This is a genomic window from Streptomyces violaceoruber, assembly GCF_033406955.1.
Lineage (GTDB): Bacteria > Actinomycetota > Actinomycetes > Streptomycetales > Streptomycetaceae > Streptomyces > Streptomyces violaceoruber.
The window spans coordinates 1,366,234-1,384,413 of sequence record NZ_CP137734.1 but is presented as its reverse complement, the minus strand read 5'-3'; the positions used below and the strand labels follow the sequence as shown (position 1 = coordinate 1,384,413).

At 73.9% G+C, this 18,180-nt stretch carries 12 protein-coding genes; 11 read left to right on the top strand and 1 reads right to left on the bottom strand.

What is annotated here, in order from left to right; genetic code table 11:
• The first annotated feature begins 7 nt into the window (after window positions 1–7).
• From R2E43_RS06270 to lysA, 8 genes are all read left to right on the top strand, one after another.
• Window positions 8–3,523, top strand: a complete 3,516-nt coding sequence (locus R2E43_RS06270) for an amino acid adenylation domain-containing protein (protein ID WP_332055986.1) — start codon at window positions 8–10, stop codon at window positions 3,521–3,523.
• A gap of 86 nt (window positions 3,524–3,609) precedes the next feature.
• Entirely contained in the window at window positions 3,610–7,833 is a 4,224-nt protein-coding gene (locus R2E43_RS06265) for a non-ribosomal peptide synthetase (protein ID WP_051957409.1), read from the top strand.
• Window positions 7,830–8,237, top strand: coding sequence for a cupin domain-containing protein (locus R2E43_RS06260; protein ID WP_011030914.1), 408 nt, complete (start codon window positions 7,830–7,832; stop codon window positions 8,235–8,237). Before R2E43_RS06265 ends, R2E43_RS06260 begins: the two co-directional genes overlap by 4 nt.
• Before the next feature lie 19 nt (window positions 8,238–8,256).
• On the top strand, window positions 8,257–9,618 hold the full coding sequence (locus tag R2E43_RS06255) for a lysine N(6)-hydroxylase/L-ornithine N(5)-oxygenase family protein (protein WP_332055985.1): 1,362 nt from the start codon (window positions 8,257–8,259) through the stop codon (window positions 9,616–9,618).
• Window positions 9,615–10,001, top strand: a complete 387-nt coding sequence (locus R2E43_RS06250; RefSeq protein WP_011030916.1) for a cupin domain-containing protein — start codon at window positions 9,615–9,617, stop codon at window positions 9,999–10,001. Before R2E43_RS06255 ends, R2E43_RS06250 begins: the two co-directional genes overlap by 4 nt.
• The gene (locus tag R2E43_RS06245; RefSeq protein WP_189283489.1) at window positions 9,998–11,518 is read left to right on the top strand and encodes a class I tRNA ligase family protein; all 1,521 of its coding nucleotides are present in this window, start codon (window positions 9,998–10,000) and stop codon (window positions 11,516–11,518) included. Before R2E43_RS06250 ends, R2E43_RS06245 begins: the two co-directional genes overlap by 4 nt.
• A gap of 73 nt (window positions 11,519–11,591) precedes the next feature.
• Window positions 11,592–12,866 carry an ATP-grasp domain-containing protein gene (locus R2E43_RS06240; RefSeq protein WP_332055984.1) on the top strand — a complete coding sequence of 425 codons (1,275 nt, stop codon included), beginning with the start codon at window positions 11,592–11,594 and terminating at the stop codon, window positions 12,864–12,866.
• Window positions 12,867–12,868: 2 nt separating this feature from the next.
• On the top strand, window positions 12,869–14,191 hold the full coding sequence (lysA, locus tag R2E43_RS06235) for a diaminopimelate decarboxylase (protein WP_030863086.1): 1,323 nt from the start codon (window positions 12,869–12,871) through the stop codon (window positions 14,189–14,191).
• Here lysA and R2E43_RS06230 read toward each other — a convergent pair.
• Window positions 14,160–14,588 carry a cold-shock protein gene (locus tag R2E43_RS06230; RefSeq protein ID WP_016327726.1) on the bottom strand — a complete coding sequence of 143 codons (429 nt, stop codon included), beginning with the start codon at window positions 14,586–14,588 and terminating at the stop codon, window positions 14,160–14,162. The two genes, lysA and R2E43_RS06230, sit on opposite strands and share 32 nt — an antisense overlap.
• Window positions 14,589–14,874: 286 nt before the next feature.
• Between R2E43_RS06230 and R2E43_RS06225 the strand changes: the two genes are divergently transcribed.
• From R2E43_RS06225 to R2E43_RS06215, 3 genes are read left to right on the top strand one after another with little or no spacing between them, the layout of a single operon-like run.
• The gene (locus tag R2E43_RS06225) at window positions 14,875–15,627 is read left to right on the top strand and encodes a (5-formylfuran-3-yl)methyl phosphate synthase (protein WP_003972538.1); all 753 of its coding nucleotides are present in this window, start codon (window positions 14,875–14,877) and stop codon (window positions 15,625–15,627) included.
• Between the two features lie 2 nt (window positions 15,628–15,629).
• Window positions 15,630–17,036, top strand: a complete 1,407-nt coding sequence (locus tag R2E43_RS06220) for an aldehyde dehydrogenase family protein (protein ID WP_332055983.1) — start codon at window positions 15,630–15,632, stop codon at window positions 17,034–17,036.
• Complete coding sequence (locus R2E43_RS06215; RefSeq protein ID WP_003972536.1) at window positions 17,037–18,140, top strand: NAD(P)-dependent alcohol dehydrogenase; 1,104 nt, start codon at window positions 17,037–17,039, stop codon at window positions 18,138–18,140.
• Window positions 18,141–18,180 lie beyond the last annotated feature (40 nt).

Sequence of the window (18,180 nt, the reverse complement as noted above, 5' to 3'; positions counted from 1 at the left end):
TCCACGCATGTCGTTCCTGCATGACCTGCTCACGGCGCAGGCCGCCTCGGCCCCCACCCGCACGGCAGCCCTCCTCTCGGACTCGTCGGCCACCTACGGCCAGGTGGAGACGGATGCGGACCGGGTCGCCGCGGCCCTCGTCGCCCGCGGCGTCCGGCCCGGCAGCCGGGTCGGACTGCACATGTCGCGCTCCCTCGCGCTGCTCCCCGCACTCTTCGGCATCCTGCGCGCGGGCGGAGTCTGCGTCCCGGTCGACCCGGAGGATCCCGACGAGCGCCGCGCCACCATCCTGGAGTACTCGGGCGCCACGCTCGTCGTCACCGAGCGCGCCCTCCTCGACGGGCCCGCGCCCGACGGCACCCGGCAGCTCGCCGTCGAGGACCTGCTCGACGAGGTCGCCGAACCGCTCACCGAGCCGGTCGAACTCGCCCCGGACGCCCTGGCGTTCATCTTCTACACCTCCGGATCCACCGGCACCCCCAAGGGCGTGATGCTCACGCACCGGGCCCTGCTCAGCGGACAGCGCTGGCTCCAGCGCACCTTCCCGCTCGAACCCGGCGACCGCCAGCTGCTGCGCACCACCCTCAGCATCACCAACCTGGTCCGCGAGGTGTTCTGGCCGGTGCTCTCCGGCGGCACCGTGGTCATCGTCCCGCCGGGCGACCACAAGGACCCCGACCGGCTGGTCGAGCTGATCAACAGCGGTTCCGTGACGACGCTGATGGTCGTCCCGGCGCTGCTCTCCGGCATCCTGGAGAACCCCGGCTTCGCCGCCAACACCTCGCTGAAGTACGTCTTCTGCAGCAGCGACGTGATGCCCGGCGCGCTGCCGGAGAAGTACTTCGCCACCGGCCTGTCCGCCCGGCTGTTCAACGTCTACGGACTCACCGAGGCCCTCTACAGCACCTACTGGGAGTGCCTGCCCGGCGCCGTGTACGACGGCTTCGTGCCGGTCGGCCACCCCGCCGAGCTGACCCCCCGGATCCTCGACGCCGGCCTCGCCCCGGTCCCGCCGGGCGAGACGGGCGAGCTGTGCCTGGCCGGCGTGGGCATGGCCGAGGGCTACGACCGGCTGCCCCGGCTCACCGCCGAGAAGTTCGCCGACACCGAGGGCGGCCGGGTGTTCCGCACCGGCGACCTGGCCCGGCAGTCCGAGGACGGCCGGCTCGAACTCCTCGGCAGGATGGACGACCAGGTCAAGATCGCCGGTTACCGGGTGGAGCTGGGCGAGGTGGAGGCCCGGCTGCTCGAAGTCCCCGGCGTCACCGGCGCCGTCGCCTCCGGGCTGCGCGGCGCGGGCGGTCACCAGCGGCTGGTCGCCCACCTGACCTGCGACGGGGAGCCGCCCACCGCCGCCGCGATCCGCGCCCACCTGGGCGACCGGCTGCCGTACTACATGGTCCCGGCCGCCTTCACCGTCATCGACGCGATCCCGCTCACCCACAACGGCAAGGTCGACCGCCGCTCCCTGCACGAACTGCCGGGCGCCCACCTGGAACTGGCCGAGGACTACACGGCCGCGCGCAACGAACTCGAGAGCTACCTGTGCGCGCTGTGGGCCGAGACCCTGGACCTGCCGGCCGTCGGCATCCACGACAACTTCTTCGCGCTGGGCGGCGACTCCATCCAGGGCTTCCTGATCAGCGCCAAGGCCAACCGCGACGGCATCGGCCTGAGCGCCACCCAGGTCTTCGCCACCCCCACCGTCGCCGAGACCGCCGCCTTCATGGCGGCACAGGGCGGCACCGGCCCCGCCCCGTCCGGCTCCCCCGACCCGCAGGGCTTCACCCTCGCCGAGGAGGACCTGGCCGCGGTGCGCGCGGTCGCCGCCGACCCCGACGGCATCGAGACGGTCTACCCGCTCACCGAGATGCAGAAGGGCATGCTGTTCCACTCGCTGCTCGACCCGGACTCCGGCGTCTACTTCGAGCAGTTCCTGTACGCGGTCGACGGCGAGGTCGACCTCGACGCGTACCACCGGGCCTGGCAGCAGGTCGTCGACCGGCACGAGATCCTGCGGGTCTGGATCGCCACCAAGGGCCTGTCCGAACCGCTCCAGGCGGTGCAGCGCACCGCCGAGCTGGGCTGGACCGTCCTGGACTGGTCCGAGCGCACCGAGGCGGAGCAGAAGGAGCTGCTGGAGCGCTACCTCGACGAGGACCGGCGCCGCGGCTTCCCCTACGAGCGGGCGCCCCTGTTCCGGCTGACCATGGTCCGGCTCGGCGCCACCACGTACAAGCTGGTGATGAGCTACCACCACCTGATCCTCGACGCGTGGTCGCTCTTCGTCCTGCTGCGCGACTCCCTGGAGATCTACCACTCCGGTCTCGAAGGACGGCTGCCCGAACTGCGCCCCACGCGTTCCTTCGGCGACTACGTGTCCTTCCTGGAGCACGAGGACATCGAGGGCGCCCGGGACTACTGGCTGGAGCGGCTGGCCGGCTTCCGCCGCCCGACCGTCATCGGCCGCTCCGCGCAGCTCGGCCTCTCCGCCAGCTCGCAGGAGATGCACGCCGAGGCCCGCCTCGACCTCGGCGAGGAGCTGACCGAACGGCTGCTCGCGTACGGCCGCGCCAACCAGCTGACCCTGAACTCCCTGGTACAGGGCGCCTGGGCCGTGGTCGTGGGCGGGTGCAGCGGCCAGGACGACGTCTGCTTCGGCATCACCATCACCCACCGCCCGGTCGGGCTGGCCGGGGTCGAGGACATCGTCGGCATCTTCATCAACAGCCTCCCGATGCGGGTGAACCTGGAGCCCGAGCAGCCCGTCGGCCGCTGGCTCCAGCAGATCCAGCGCACCCAGGTCGCCGCCCGCTCCCACGACCACTACCCGCTGCCGCTGATCCAGCAGCGCACCGACCTGCCCAGCGGCCAGCCCCTGTTCGAGTCGCTGCTGATCTTCGAGAACTTCCCCCGGGGCACCGGCTGGACCGGCCGGGGCGGCCTCGACGTGCGCCAGGAGCGCTACGTCGGCTGGACCAACTACCCGTTCGCCATCGAGGCGATGCCCGAGGAGCAGCTCTTCTTCCAGGTCAAGTACGACCTGGCGTTCTTCGACGCGGAGTCGGTGGAGCGCATCCTGGGCGCCTTCCGCGGCGTCCTGGAGGCCATCGCCGACGGCGGCACCACCCCCGTGGGCAAACTCGCCGAGCACATCGCGGCGAACCGGCCCGGCCCGGCGGCCGAGCCCCGGCCCGCGGACACCGGTGCGCGGGCGCTGTTCCCGGCCCGCGGCACCGCCGCGACCGCCGGGGTCACCACGGCCCCCACCACCGAGGACGAGATCGCGCTGGCCGCGATCTGGGCGGAGGTGCTCCAGGTCGGACAGGTCGACGTCCACACGCCGTTCCTGGCGCTGGGCGGGTCCTCGCTGGCGGCCATGCGGCTGGTGGCGCTCGCCCAGGCGGAGGGCTTCGACTTCGAACTGAGCGAGCTGTTCGCCGAGGACGGCACCGTCCACCGGCTCGCCGCGGACGCGGACGGCGGCGCGGACGGCGGCGGCGACGACGGCACCGGACGGTAACGGCGCCCGGACGGAGGCGGTGGCCCCGTCGCGGGCGGGGCCACCACAGGGGCGGCGACGGACACAGGTCGGAGGGGTACGGCGAGGTGGAAGAGACACAACGGGGTGCGGGGGAGCGGGACCCGCTCGCGCTCCTTCGCGAACTGGCCGAGCGGGGCGTCACGGTGCGCGCCCGCCGCGGCAGACTGTCCGTCGACGCCCCGCCGGACGCCCCCCGGGAGCTCCTCGACGGCCTCACGGCCGCGAAGGAGCCGGTCCTCGCGGCGATCACCGCCCATTCCGGCCTGCCCGGACCCCGGGTCGCCGCCGCGGACCCGGAGCCCCGACCGTCCGGGCACCCCTTCCCGGTGACCGACCTCCAGAGCGCCTACCAGGTCGGCGAGTCGGACTTCCCCGAACTGGCCACCCCGGCGTACATCGCGCACGGCTTCGAGGTCCCGGGCCTCGACACCGGACGCTGGCACGGCGCGCTGCGCACGGTCCTCGCCCGGCACGAGATGCTCCGCGCCGCGGTCGGCCCGGACGGCCGCCAACGGGTCGTCCCGCTCGACGACGGCTGGGGCCCCGCCCTGGTCGACTGGAGCCACCTCGACGCCGCCGAGGCCCGCGCGGCCTTCCACCGGGAACGGGAGACGGCGGCCGCGCTGCTGCCCGGCCTGACGGACGGCCCCCAACTGGGCTGCGCGGTCTACTCCGCCCGCGACACCGCCTTCGTCCTGCTCTGCCTGCGGCTGTTCGTCCTGGACGCCCGCTCCATCGGGCTGCTCTGCCGCGACCTGGCCGACGCCTACGAGGGGCGGCCGTTCGCCGAACCGCCCGTGGCGCCCGGATACTTCGCCCGGTACACCGAGGCCCTCGCCGCCCACCGGGACAGCCAGGCCCACCGCAACGCGGTCGCGCACTGGCAGCGCCGGACACCCGCGCTGCCCGGCCCGCCGACCCCGCCGGCCCTGTCCCGCCCGGCCCGGGCCCGCTTCGCCCGGGTCCGCCACCGGCTGCCCGCACCCGTGTGGGCGGCACTGCGCGAACGGGCCCGCGGCGCCGGCCTGTCGGCCAACTCCGTGCTGTGCGCGGCCTACGCCGAGGTGCTGCGCCGCTGGTCGGGCCGGCCCTCCTTCACCCTCACCGTCCTCGTCGCCACCCGCGCCATGCTGGCGGCCGGCCCGAACGGCACCGACCCGGCACCGGCCGCGTGCGTGGGGAACTTCGGCAGCACGCTGCTGCTGGAGTGCGACGGCACCGGCGCCACCTTCGCCGAGCGCGCCGAAGCCCTGCAACGACGGCTGATGGCGGACCTGCCGCACACCTGGCTGTCCGGGGTGGAGGTGGCCCGCCGGGCCCGCCGGGAGAGCCCCGGGGCCGCGGTGGGCAGCCCGTTCGTCTTCGCGTCGGGACTCGACGAAGCGGCGTCCGACGTGCTGCCCCCGCACCTGCGCGCCGAGGGGTGGGAGCTGGTCTTCAAGTCCATGCACACCCCGCAGGTCCTCCTCGACCACCAGGTCTCCGAGGAGGACGGGGAACTCGTCTGCACCTTCGACCACGTGGCCGAGGCCTTTCCCGAAGGCATGGTCGACGAGTTGGCGGCGGCCCACGCCGACCTGCTGCGCCGCCTGGCCGGGGCCGACGCCCCCTGGACCGCCCCGCACCCGCCGCCGCTGCCCGGGGCCCTGCTGGCCGCGCGCACCGCCGCCAACCGCACCGCGCGCGACCTCCCCGGCGGCGGGGTCCTGGACGGGCTGCGCGAGGGCGCCGCGCGCACCCCCGACCGCGTCGCCCTGCACGGCGCGGACGGGAGGACCACCTACCGCGAGGCCGCCGACCGGGTGGGGCGCACGGCCGCCGCGCTGACCGCGTCCGGGACGGCACCCGGCGAACTCGTCGGCGTGCTGGCGCGCAAGAGCCCCGGCCAGTACCTCGCCGCGCTCTCGGTCGTCGCGGCCGGCGGCGCCTACGTACCGCTCGGCGTGGACTGGCCGCCCGCCCGGCTCGACGCGCTGCTCGCCCGGCACGGCATCGGCAGGGTGCTGGCCGACGCCGAGGGGGCACGGCTCCTCGCGGAGCTGGAACGGCCCGTCCACGTGCTCCCCCTCGACGCCCCGGGGCACCCCGGCGAGCCCCTGCCGCTGCCGGTGCCCGCCCCCGACGACCTCGCGTACGTCATCTTCACCTCGGGCTCCACCGGAACCCCCAAGGGCGTCGCGATCCCGCACGGCGGGCTGCTCAACACCGTCCAGGACATGGTGGAGCGCTTCGGCGTCGGCCCGGACGACCGGCTGCTGTCGCTGTCCGAACTGCACTTCGACCTCTCGGCCTTCGACCTGTTCGGCGCGCTGTGCGCCGGCGCCACCGTCGTCGTGCCGCCCTGCGCCGCCCGCCCCGACCCCGACCTGTGGGCACACTGGGTGCGGCACAGCGGCGCCACCGTCTGGAACACCGTCCCGGCACTCCTCGACATGCTCCTCGACCACCTCGGCGACGAACGCGCCGCCGACGTCCTGGGCGGACTGCGGCTGGTCCTGCTCAGCGGCGACTGGATCCCGCTCGGCCTGCCCGACCGCGTCCGGCGGGCCGCGCCCAAGGCCGAGGTGGTCGCCCTGGGCGGCGCCACCGAGGCGTCCATCTGGTCCAACTACCACGTCGTGGACCGGATCGACCCGTCCTGGAAGTCCGTGCCGTACGGGCTGCCCCTCGCCAACCAGCGCTACCACGTCCTCGACCCGGACGCGGGCTTCGCGGACGTGCCCCACTGGGTGCCCGGCGAACTCTTCATCGCCGGTGACGGCCTGGCCGCGGCGTACTACGGGCAGCCCGCACTGACCGCGGCCCGCTTCCCTACCCACCCCCGCACCGGCGAGCGGCTGTACCGCACCGGCGACCACGCCCGCTACCGGCCCGACGGCACCCTGGAGTTCCTCGGCCGCCTCGACAGCCAGGCCAAGGTGCGCGGCTACCGGGTGGACCTCCTGGAGGTCGAGCAGCAGCTGGCGGCGCAGCCCGGCGTCCGGGCCGCGGCCTGCGTCGTCACCGGTACCGGTGCCGCCGCCCGCCTGATCGCCTTCCTCGTCGCGGAGGAGGGCGGCGGTCCGGGCACCGACGGCGAGCCGGTCCCGGGTCCCGCGGCGCTGCGCGCCCGGCTGGGCACCACCCTGCCCTCGTACGCGGTGCCCAGCGCCTTCCACACCGTCGCCGCCCTCCCGCTGACCGCCAACGGCAAGCGCGACGCCCGCGCCCTCCTCGCCCTGGCCGAGGAGCACGCGGCGGGGGCCGGGGGCGGGGACGCCGACCGGGCCGCCGCGTCCGGCCGCGCACCGCGCACCGAACGGGAGTCGGCGCTGGCCCGGCTGTGGCAGGAGGTGTGCGGCACGGCCGTCCGGTCGGTCGACGACGACTTCTTCGCCAGCGGCGGCAGCTCGGTCTCGGCGGTGCGGCTGGTCCGGCGGATCGAGGAGGAGTTCGGCGTCCGGCTCCCGCTGTCCAGCCTCTTCGAGGCCAGCACCGTCGCGCGGCAGGACGCGCTGCTCGACCGGCACGTCGACACCCTGCTCGTGCCGGTCCGACCCGGCGACGGGGCGGTACTGGTCCTGGTCCACCCGGTGGGCGGACACCTCCTCGGCTACCGCGCCCTGATCGACGCGCTGCCCGCCCCGTACGCGGTGTACGGCCTGCAGGCCCCGCCCAGCGGCCGGCTCCCCGCGACCCTGCCCGAACTGGCGGCGCGGTACGCGCGGGAGGTCGCGGCCCTGGGACGGCCCGTCCACCTCCTCGGCTGGTCGATGGGCGGCGTCCTCGCGGCGGAGACCGCCCGCCGCACCGACCTCGTCCAACCCCTCTCGCTGACCCTGGTCGACAGCTTCGTGGCCGCCACCGACGGCGCGGACCTTGACGAACGGGCCGCCGCGGCCGGGTTCTTCACCGACTACCTCGGCCAGCGGGACGACGTCGCGGAGATCGCCGTACCGGCCGGCCACCCGGACCCCTTCGGACACCTCGCCGCCACCCACCTGCCCCGGGAGCCGGCCGACGCCCTGCGCGGCCTCTACGACCAGTACCGCGCCCTGTACCGGCTGCTGCTCGACCACCGCCCGCGGCCCCTGCCGCAGGACTGCCCGCTCCTGGTCGTACCGGCCGAGCGGGAACGACCGGACGCCTTCGGGGGCCTGACACCGCTGCACCGGCACCCGGCCGGTCTCGTCCCGCCCGGCGCGCGGGTCGCCCCCCTGCCCGAGACGCACTACTCCGTGGTCCGCGGCGGTGCCGCCCGGCGGCTCGCGGAACTCTTTCACACCCGTACAGCGAAGGGATCGGCATGACGAGCAGAACGATCAAGGACATCGTGGTCCTCGGCGAGTCCGAGCCGGAGAACGTGCGCCAGGTGCGCAAGGGCCCGGACCGCTGGATCTCCGGCGAGCTGGCCATCACCAACACCCTGCACTTCACCAGCCCCGACGGGGCCTTCACCTCGGGCATCTGGGAGAGCACCCCGGGCAAGTTCCGCGCGGTGTACGAGGAGGACGAGTTCTACCACATGCTCCACGGCCGGGTGGTCATCGCCGACGACGACGGCAACGCCCGCACCTTCGTCCCCGGCGACACCATCGTCGTCCCCGCCGGATTCACCGGCACCTGGGAGGTCCTGGAGCCCACCAAGAAGTTCTACGCCCACTACCGGCCGCTGGACGACGACCGCACCGGCCCCGCCGTCCAGGCCGGCTGACCCGGCGGAGAGGAACACCATGACCACTGCCCCGCGCGGGGGACACCCGCACCACCGGCTGCTCGGCGTCGGCTACGGGCCCTCGCACCTGTCCATGAGCGCGCTGCACGCCTCGGCCGGACCGGCCGCCGCCGGGACGTCCCTGCACTTCCTGGAATCCAGGGACGCCTTCTCCTGGCATCCCGGCATGCTGCTGCCCGGCGCCCGCATGCAGGTCGCCTTCCTGAAGGACCTGGTGACCCCCAGGGACCCGACCAGCCCCTACAGCTTCGCCAACTACCTGGTGTCCAAGGGCCGGCTGGAACCCTTCCTCAACCTGGGCACGCTCAACCCGACCCGGCGCGAGTACGTCGACTACTTCCGCTGGGCGGCCGACCGGCTCGCCGGCTACGTCACCTACGGCAACACCGCCGAGGCGATCCGCCCGGTGACCGGTCCCGACGGACGGGTCACCCGCCTGGAGGTGGACCACCGCGGCCCGGACGGCACCCGGCACACCGTCTCCGCCGACCACGTGTCCCTGGCGCCCGGCGGCACCCCGATCGTCCCGCCCGGCGTCGAGCCCGGCACCCTTCGGGACGGCACCGTCCTGCACAGCAGCTCCTTCCTGGGCGGCATCCGGCCCTTCCACGACCGCGGCCGCGAACTTCCCTACCGCTTCCTGGTAGTGGGCGCCGGACAGAGCGCAGCGGAGATCTTCCAGTACCTGGCCGGCGAGTTCCCGGCGGCGGACGTCACCCTGGCGCACCGCGGGTTCGCGCTGATGCCCGCCAACAGCAGCGCCCTGGCCAACGCCATCTTCGACCCCGCCTCCGTCGACCTGTTCCACGGCGCCGGACCCGAGCGCCGCCGCGGCATCCTCGCGGAGCTGAAGGCGACCAACTACGCCGCCGTCGACGACGAGGACATCACCGCCGTCGCCGGACTCCTCTACGACCAGCAGGTGCACGGCGGGCAGCGGCTGCACCTGAGCCGGTTCACCGAACTGACCGGTGCCCGCACCGAGGACGGCCTGGTCACCGCCACCCTGCGCGACCTGCTCACCGGCGAGGAACGCGGCGAGCGCCACGACGCGGTCGTGCTGGCCACCGGCTACGACTTCCGCGAGGCGCGCGGCCTGCTGACCGGCGTCGACCCGTACCTGCTCAGGGACGGGGACGGCGAACTGCTCGTCGACCGCGACTACTCGGTACGCACCGACGAGAGCTTCGCGCCGCGGATCTTCCTGCACGGCGCCGCCGAACACACCCACGGCCTGACCAGCACCCTGCTGTCGCTGCTCGCCCACCGCGCCGGAGACATCCTCGACGCCGTCCTCGGCACCCCGGCCGCCGGCCACCAAGACCTCGCCACCCCCCTGTTCGAAGGAGTCCACGCATGAGCGGCATCCGGATCCAGCGGCGGGCCGACGCCCTCGTCAAGGAGGAGTACGGCTGCGCGTTCCGCCGCATCCTGCCCTGGGAGTCCAGCGGACCCTCGGACACCGGCATGGGGGTGTGCACCGTCGCGCCCGGCACGGCCACCACCCCGCACTCCCACGAGGACCACGAGCACTTCTACGTGGTGCGCGGCAGCGGCCACGCCGAGGTCGACGGGGAGCGGACGCGGATCGCCGCGGGCGACGCCCTGGTGGTCGGCGCCCACCAGCGCCACCACTTCGAGAACGCCTCGGACACCGAGGAACTGGAGATGGTGTCGGTCTGGTCCCTCGGCCCCTTCGGCGCCGCCCCGGCCGCCGGGCAGCCCCACGGGGAGGACCGATGACACCGGCCCCGCGCCGCTTCCTGGTCACCGCCACACCCCCCACCACCAACGGCGACCTGCACGTCGGCCACCTCTCCGGGCCCTACCTGGGCGCCGACGTCTTCAGCCGCGCCCAGCGGATGCTGGGGCACACCGTCCTGTACGCGTCCGGCGGCGACGACCACCAGACGTACGTGGTCACCACGGCCGAGCGGCTGGGCCTGGACCCGGTGGAGCTGGCGGCCCGCTGCAACCGCGAGATCGTCGGCACACTGGAACTCGCCGGCATCGACATCGACGCGTTCACCAGCCCCGACGACGCCTACCGCGCCGAGGTGCGGGAGTTCTTCACCGGCCTGCACCGGGCGGGCCGGCTCAAGACCCGCACCTGGACCTTCCCGTACTGCGGGCGGACCGGCCGCTACCTCCTGGAGGCCTTCGCCACCGGGTACTGCCCCGAGTGCCTGGTCGGCACCTGCGGGGCGATCTGCGAGAACTGCGGCCACCCCAACGACGTCGACTCCCTGCTCTTCCCCGCGAGCACCGGCGCCGGGCCCGCCGCCACCACCCAGCCGCGCGAGACGGAGATCCTGGTCCTGCCGCTGGAGGAGTACCGGCAGCAGTTCACCGAGTTCTACCGCGCCCGGCGGGCCACGATGCGCCCGCACGTGCTGCGCTTCGTCGACGAGATGCTCTCCCGGCCGCTGCCCGACTTCCCGGTCAGCTACCCGGCCGACTGGGGCATCCCGGTCGGCATCGACGGCTTCGACGGCCAGGTCTTCAACGTCTGGGCCGAGATGCTGCCGGGCCTCAGGCACATGGCGGAGGCCGCGCGGGCCCGCCGCGCCCCCGCGACCCCGCCCGGCGTGTGGGCTGCGGACTCGGGCTTCGAACTCGTGCAGTTCCTCGGCTACGACAACACGTTCTACTTCGCCTTCGCCCACCTCGGGCTCACCTTCGCGCACGGCGGACTGACCGAGTCGGCCGCGATCGTGACCAACGAGTTCTACCACCTGGACGGGGCCAAGTTCTCCACCAGCCGCCGCCACCTCGTGTGGGCCCGCGACCTGGTGGGCAAGTACGGCGCGGACAACGTGCGTTTCCACCTCGCGCTCGACAACCCGGAGCACCAGCCCGCCAACTTCACCGAGGCGGACTTCCTGGACACCGTACGCACCCGGCTGCACCAGCCGCTCCAGAGCATCGCGGCGGCCCTGGCCCCGCACACCGGGCGGCCCGTGACGGCCGGGCCGCGGACCGAGGTGCTCCTGGACCGCTACCGCGACCGGATGCGGCGGGCCTACACGCTGGAGACCTTCTCGATGCGGCAGGCCGCCGAGACCACCGCGAACCTGTTGGCGCTGCTCGCCGCCAGGGCGCCGGAGGATCCCGGGCTCGCCGCCGCCGGTCTGCGGGCCGCCGCCGAGCACGCCGCGCCCCTGGTGCCCGGCCTCGCCGCCGCCGTCGAGGCCCGGTACACGGCCGCGGCGCCGGGCACCGTGCCGGACCTGGCCGGCCTCCTGCCCGTCACCCTCTGACCGCACCGCACCGCACCGCACCGCACCACCCCACCCCACCCCTCCCTCGTCCAGCGACCCCTAGGCAGAACCCATGCACATCGCGTTCGTCGACTCCAACCCCGCCGCGCTCGAAGCCATCCGGCTCGCCAAGGAGGCCGGTCACCGGGTGACCTACCTCCAGTCCGCCGACCCCTTCTACCCGCCCACCGAGAAGAACCTGCGGATCGTCGGCTCGGTGGACCACCTGGTCGACAACCTCGTCACCACCGACGCCGAGACCGTCACCCGGGTCCTCGCCGCCCGCCACGCGGCCGACCCCATCGACGTGGTCACCGCCCAGCTGGAGCTGAGCGCCGAGGCGGTGGCCGTCGCCTGCCGCGAACTGGGCCTGCGCGGCACGGCGACCGACGGTGTCCTCACCGCCCGCCGCAAGGACCGGTGCCGGGCCGCCCTGGACGAGGCCGGGCTCGCCTCCGCGCGCCACGCGCTGGCCGAGACCGAGGAGGCGGCGCTCGCCGCGGCCGAGGAGATCGGCTACCCGGTGATCCTCAAGCCGCCGTCGGGCGCGGACAGCCTGCTCTCCTACGTGGCCACCAATCCAGAGGAGGCCGCCGCCGGCTGCCGCGGGGTGCTGACCGGACTGGACGCGGTGCCCGTGCAGTGGCACGAGCAGTTCACCCGCGGCATCCTCGTCGAGGAGTACCTGGTCGGCACCCTGGTCTCGGTCGAACTGGGCGCCAAGGACGGGGAGTTCTTCCCCTTCGCGGTGTCCGGACGGTTCCGCTGGGCCGAGGACGAGGTGGTGGAGCTGGGCTCCTACATCCCCGCGGCGCTCTCCGAGGAACAGACCGGGGCCTGCGTCGCCTACGCCGCCGACGTGTGCCGGGCGATCGGGCTGGACCTGGGCGTCTTCCACCTGGAGATCATGGTCACCGAGCGCGGGCCGGTCCTGGTCGAGGTCAACCCCCGGGTGATGGGCGGCGCCCTGCCCACCATCTACCGGCACGCCACCGGCACCGACATCTTCTCCGGACTGCTGGCGATCCTGGAACCCGGCGCGGAGGTGGCGCTGCCCGGCACGCTCGACGGCTGCGTCGGCGGACGCAAGGTCATGGCCCGCGACGGCGGAACCCTCGCGCCCGGCGCCTCGCTGGACCGGATCGCCGACCTGCCCGGCGTCCTGGAGGTCGTCGGCTTCGACAGCTACGGCACCGGACCCGGCCGGACGGTGAACGCCGGACAGATCGTGGCCCGCTTCATGCTGCGCGGGCCGGACCATCCGTCCGTGGTTCGGACGGCCGAGCAGATCCTGCGCCGTTTGGAAGAAGATCTCGGTATTGCCCTGATGATCGGCGAGAAGGACTGACCATGACCTCCCCATCCGCCCCTTCCTCCGCAGAGCGGCCCCGCCTGCCCGGCGCCCTGGACGGCCCCCGGCTGGCGGCCGCGGCAGCCGAGCACGGCACCCCGCTGTGGCTGTACGACGCCGCGACGATCCGCGCCCAGATCGACCGGCTGCGCCGCTTCGACGTCATCCGCTACGCACAGAAGGCCTGCTCCAACCTGCACATCCTGCGCCTGATGCGCGAGGAGGGCGTCCACGTCGACGCCGTGTCGGAGGGCGAGATCGAGCGGGCGCTCGCGGCCGGCTACCGGGTCGGCGGGGACGACGAGCCGATCGTCTTCACCGCCGACCTGCTGAACCGCTCCACGCTGCGCCGGGTGGTCGAGCTGGGCATCCCCGTCAACGCGGGCTCCCCGCAGATGCTGGACCAGGTGGGCCGGGCCGCCCCCGGTCACCCGGTGTGGATCCGGATCAACCCGGGCTTCGGGCACGGCCACAGCCGCAAGACCAACACCGGCGGCGAGCACAGCAAGCACGGCATCTGGCACGAGCACCTCGAAGAGAGCCTCGCGCTGGTCGACCGGCACGGGCTCGACCTGGTCGGCCTGCACATGCACATCGGCTCCGGGGTGGACTACGGTCACCTGGAGTCGGTCTGCGAGACCATGGTCAAGCAGGTCAGGATGGCCGGGCGGGACATCCGCGCCATCTCCGCCGGCGGCGGCCTCTCCGTCCCGTACACGCCGGGCGACCCGGAGATCGACACCGACCGCTACTTCGAACTCTGGGACGCCGCACGCCGGGAGTTGGTCTCCGAACTCGGCCACCCGGTGCGGCTGGAGATCGAACCGGGACGCTTCCTGGTGGCCGGCGCCGGAGTCCTGGCCGCCGAGGTGCGGGCCCAGAAGCCCGTGGGCAGCAACTACTTCGTCCTGGTCGACGCCGGGTTCAACGACCTGATGCGGCCCGCGATGTACGGCAGCAACCACCGCGTCTCGGTGCTCGACGCCGACGGCGCCCCCCGCGCCTCGGACGCCCGCGACACCGTCCTGGCCGGGCCGCTGTGCGAGTCGGGGGACGTCTTCACCCAGGTCGAGGGCGGGGACGTGGAACCGGTGCCGCTGCCCCGCACCGACGTCGGCGACCTGGTCGTCTTCCACGACACCGGCGCCTACGGCGCGAGCATGTCGTCCACCTACAACTCCCGGCCGCTCATCCCCGAGGTCCTGGTCGACGGCGCCGAGACCCGCCTGATCCGCCGCCGCCAGACGGTCGCCGAACTCCTGGCCCCGGAGCTGGAACCCGGCCCGGCGCTCAGTCCTCGACCCAGCCGTGACCCTCGCTGAACTTCACCAGCGCGCCGCGGATGGTGAGGATCTGTTCCGCGGTCAACTGCGGACTCGCGGTCAGCAGGAGTTCCGTCACATCACGCCGGTACTCCTCGGGACTCAGCACATCGCACATCGGATGCCCGTTCTCGTCGGACATCGCGGTACGCGGCGCGGCCTCCTGGTGGCGCCGCGCGACCGGCTGCCGCTCTCCCTCGGGAAGCCGGATGCCCGACGCCTTGAGCCCGCGCTCACCGGTCTCCACCTCGAATTCCACGACCAGTCCGGAACGCACCGACTCCTCGGGAATGAGCAGGTCGTTCACGTGCAGGAAGACGTCCTCGCCCCCGTCCTCCGGCGCGATGAACCCGTAGCCCCGCGTACCGTCGAAACGCACCACACGACCCGCGACCATGCGGACCCCCAACCTCTGGAAACCACCCTCGTCCGGGGCCCATCCCCGGAACGGAACCATGCGTGGATGCTAGACGGAACGGCGCCCCCGCGCACGCGCGGGCGGCCCGGCGCGGACGGCGCGTTGCGCCGGGCGCGGGCACCTCGTGACCGCGATCCACGTGGCACCGCGCGCGCCCTGCCCGGACGTGACGCCCGGGGGGAAGGATGTGCGCACCGCATGTGAGCCGGACGAATCCCTACATCCGCTCTCGGGGCAGGTGGGTGTGCGGGGGAAGGACTCAACCTTGTTGCTGCTCATCTCTCCGGACGGTGTCGACGAGGCCCTCGACTGCGCGAAGGCGGCCGAGCACCTGGACATCGTCGACGTCAAGAAGCCCGACGAGGGCTCGCTCGGTGCCAACTACCCCTGGGTCATCAGAGAGATCCGCGCGGCCGTCCCGGCGGACAAGCCGGTCTCCGCCACCGTGGGGGACGTGCCGTACAAGCCCGGCACGGTGGCCCAGGCGGCGCTCGGCGCGGCCGTGTCCGGGGCCACCTACATCAAGGTCGGCCTCTACGGGTGCGCGACACCCGAACAGGCCGTCGAGGTCATGCGCGGGGTGGTCCGGGCGGTGAAGGACCACAGGGCGGACGCGTTCGTCGTCGCGTCGGGCTACGCCGACGCCCACCGCATCGGCTGCGTCAACCCGCTCTCGCTGCCCGACATCGCGCGCCGTTCGGGTTCCGACGCCGCCATGCTCGACACCGCGATCAAGGACGGGACACGGCTGTTCGACCATGTTCCGCCCGACGTGTGCGCCGAGTTCGTACGGCGCGCCCACGACTGCGGTCTCCTCGCCGCGCTGGCGGGCAGTGTCAGGTCCGGCGACCTCGGCGAACTGGCCCGTATCCAGACGGACATCGTCGGGGTGCGCGGAGCGGTCTGCGAGGGAGGGGACCGCACAACGGGCCGGATCCGGCCGCACCTGGTGGCGGCCTTCCGGGCGGAGATGGACCGGCACGTCCGGGAACACGCGGCCGCTGCCGCGCAGAGCTGACCATGGCTCCGGCGACCGGACGTCCCCCGCACACCACTGACCGCGGCGGGTACTTCGCCGTCGTCGATCCGTCGACCGGCGAGGCCTTCGACGAGGCTCCCGACCGGCGGCCGGAGGAACTGGACCCGGTCGTCGACCGGGCCCGAGCGGCCTGGCCCGGCTGGCGGGCCGACCCGGCCGCACGCAGGACGGCACTGCTCGCCGCGGCGGATGCCGTCGAGGCGGCCGCCACCGCTCTCGCCCCGCTCCTCACCCGTGAACAGGGCAAGCCGCTGACCGAGTCGCATGCCGAGGTGGCCCGTACGGCCGCCCGGCTGCGCTACTTCGCCGAGTTGGACATCGGGGCGCAGCCGATCACGGACGACCGCCCCGTGCACAGCCGGCTGAGGTGGCGGTCGATCGGGGCCGTCGCCGCGATCGTGCCGTGGAACTTCCCCCTGCAACTGGCATCGGCGAAGTTCGCGCCGGCGCTGGCCGCGGGCAACACGATGGTGCTCAAGCCCTCACCGTCCACGCCCCTCGCCACCCGGATGCTGGGGGCCGTCCTCGCCGGTTCCCTGCCCGAGGGCGTACTGACGGTCGTCACCGGAAGGGAGCCGCTCGGCGCCCGTCTCGCCTCGCACCCCGGGATCCGCCATGTGACCTTCACCGGGTCGGCGGCCACGGGCCGGGCCGTCGCCGCGGGCGCGGCGGCCTCCCTCGCGCGAGTCACCCTGGAACTGGGAGGCAACGACGCCGCCATCCTGCTCGACGACGTCGACGTGGAGGAGATCGCGGACCGGCTGTTCTGGGCGGCGTTCCGCAACTGCGGCCAGGTCTGCATGGCGGTCAAGCGGGTCTACGCCCCCGCCCGGCTCCACGACCGGGTGGTGGAGGCCCTCGCCCACCGGGCGAGTACGACCGTGGTCGGACCGGGGCTCGATCCGGCGTCCCGCATCGGGCCCGTCAGCAACGCCCCGCAACTCGCCCACGTCGAGCGGCGCACGGCCCGGGCCCTGGCGGACGGCGGCCGGGCCGCGGCCGGTGGACACCGCCTGGACCGGCCGGGGTACTTCTTCGCCCCGACGATCCTGGCCGACGTGCCGGCCGACAGCCCGGTGGTGACCGAGGAACAGTTCGGCCCGGTCCTGCCGGTCCTGCCGTACGACAGCCTCGACGAAGCCGTCCGGGCGGCCAACGACACCGGCTTCGGACTGGGCGGCTCGGTGTGGAGCACCGACCTCGACCGGGCCGCGGCCGTCGCCGACCGCCTGGAGTGCGGAACGGCCTGGATCAACCACCATGCCGAACTCTCCCTCGCCCAGCCCTTCGCGGGTGCCAAGGACAGCGGTGTCGGCGTCGCGGGCGGGCCGTGGGGGCTGTACGGAAACCTCAGACCGTTCGTCGTGCACCGCCCGGAGGAGGCCTGAATGAAGTTCGGCGCGGCGGTACTGCGCGCGTACGAGAACCCGTTCACCGTCGAGGAGGTGGTGCTGGCGGAGGGGCCGGCCGAGGGGGAGATCCTGGTCCGGATCGCCGGGTGCGGAATGTGCCGGACCGACCTCGCGGTGCGGCGGTCGGGCGGCCGCTCCCCCCTGCCGGCGGTCCTCGGCCACGAGGGCTCCGGAGTCGTCGTGGAGACGGGCGGCACGGGCACCGGCCTGAACGCGGGCGACCACGTGGTGCTGAGCTTCGACTCCTGCGGGCACTGCCGGAACTGCATGGGCGCGGCCCCCGCCCACTGCGACTCCTTCGCCGCACTGAACCTGTTCGGCGGGCGCCGGGAGCATGCCGCACGCTTCACCGACACGACCGGGACCGCCCTGGCGCCCCGCTGGTTCGGTCAGTCCTCGTTCGCCGAGTACGCGCTGGTCCCGGCCCGCAACGCCGTCCGGGTCGATCCCGCACTGCCCCTGGAACTGCTCGGACCGCTCGGCTGCGGCTTCCTCACCGGCGCCGGTGCGGTCCTCAACTCCTTCGGCGTCGGCCCGGGCGACACCCTCGCCGTCTTCGGCGCGGGCGCGGTGGGCCTGGCCGCCGTGATGGCGGCACACGCCGCCGGCGCGGCGACCGTGGCAGTGGACCGGCATCCCGGGCGGCTGGCCCTGGCCGAGCGGCTCCACGCCGTGGCGGTCCCCGCCACGCCGACCGGCCTGTCCGACCGCATTCTGCGGCTGACCGGCGGGGGAACGACGTACGCGCTGGACACCACGGGGTCCGCCGGGCTGATCAACGAGGCGCTCCGGTCGCTGCGTCCGACCGGCCGTCTCGGCCTCGTGGCACGGCTCCACGGCACCCTGCCGATCGAGGCGGGGACGCTGGACCGCGGGCGCGCGATCTTCCACATCTGTGAGGGCGACGCCGTCCCCGGACTGCTGATCCCGCGCCTCACCGCGCTCTGGCAGGCCGGGCGGTTTCCCTTCGACCAGCTGATCCGCACCTATCCGCTCGCCGACATCAACGAGGCCGAACACGACTGCGAGACCGGCCGCGTCGTCAAACCCGTCCTGATCCCGGACGGCCGCCGGCCCTGAACACGCCGCCCGCCGCGGCCCGCCCCGGCCGCCGGCTCCG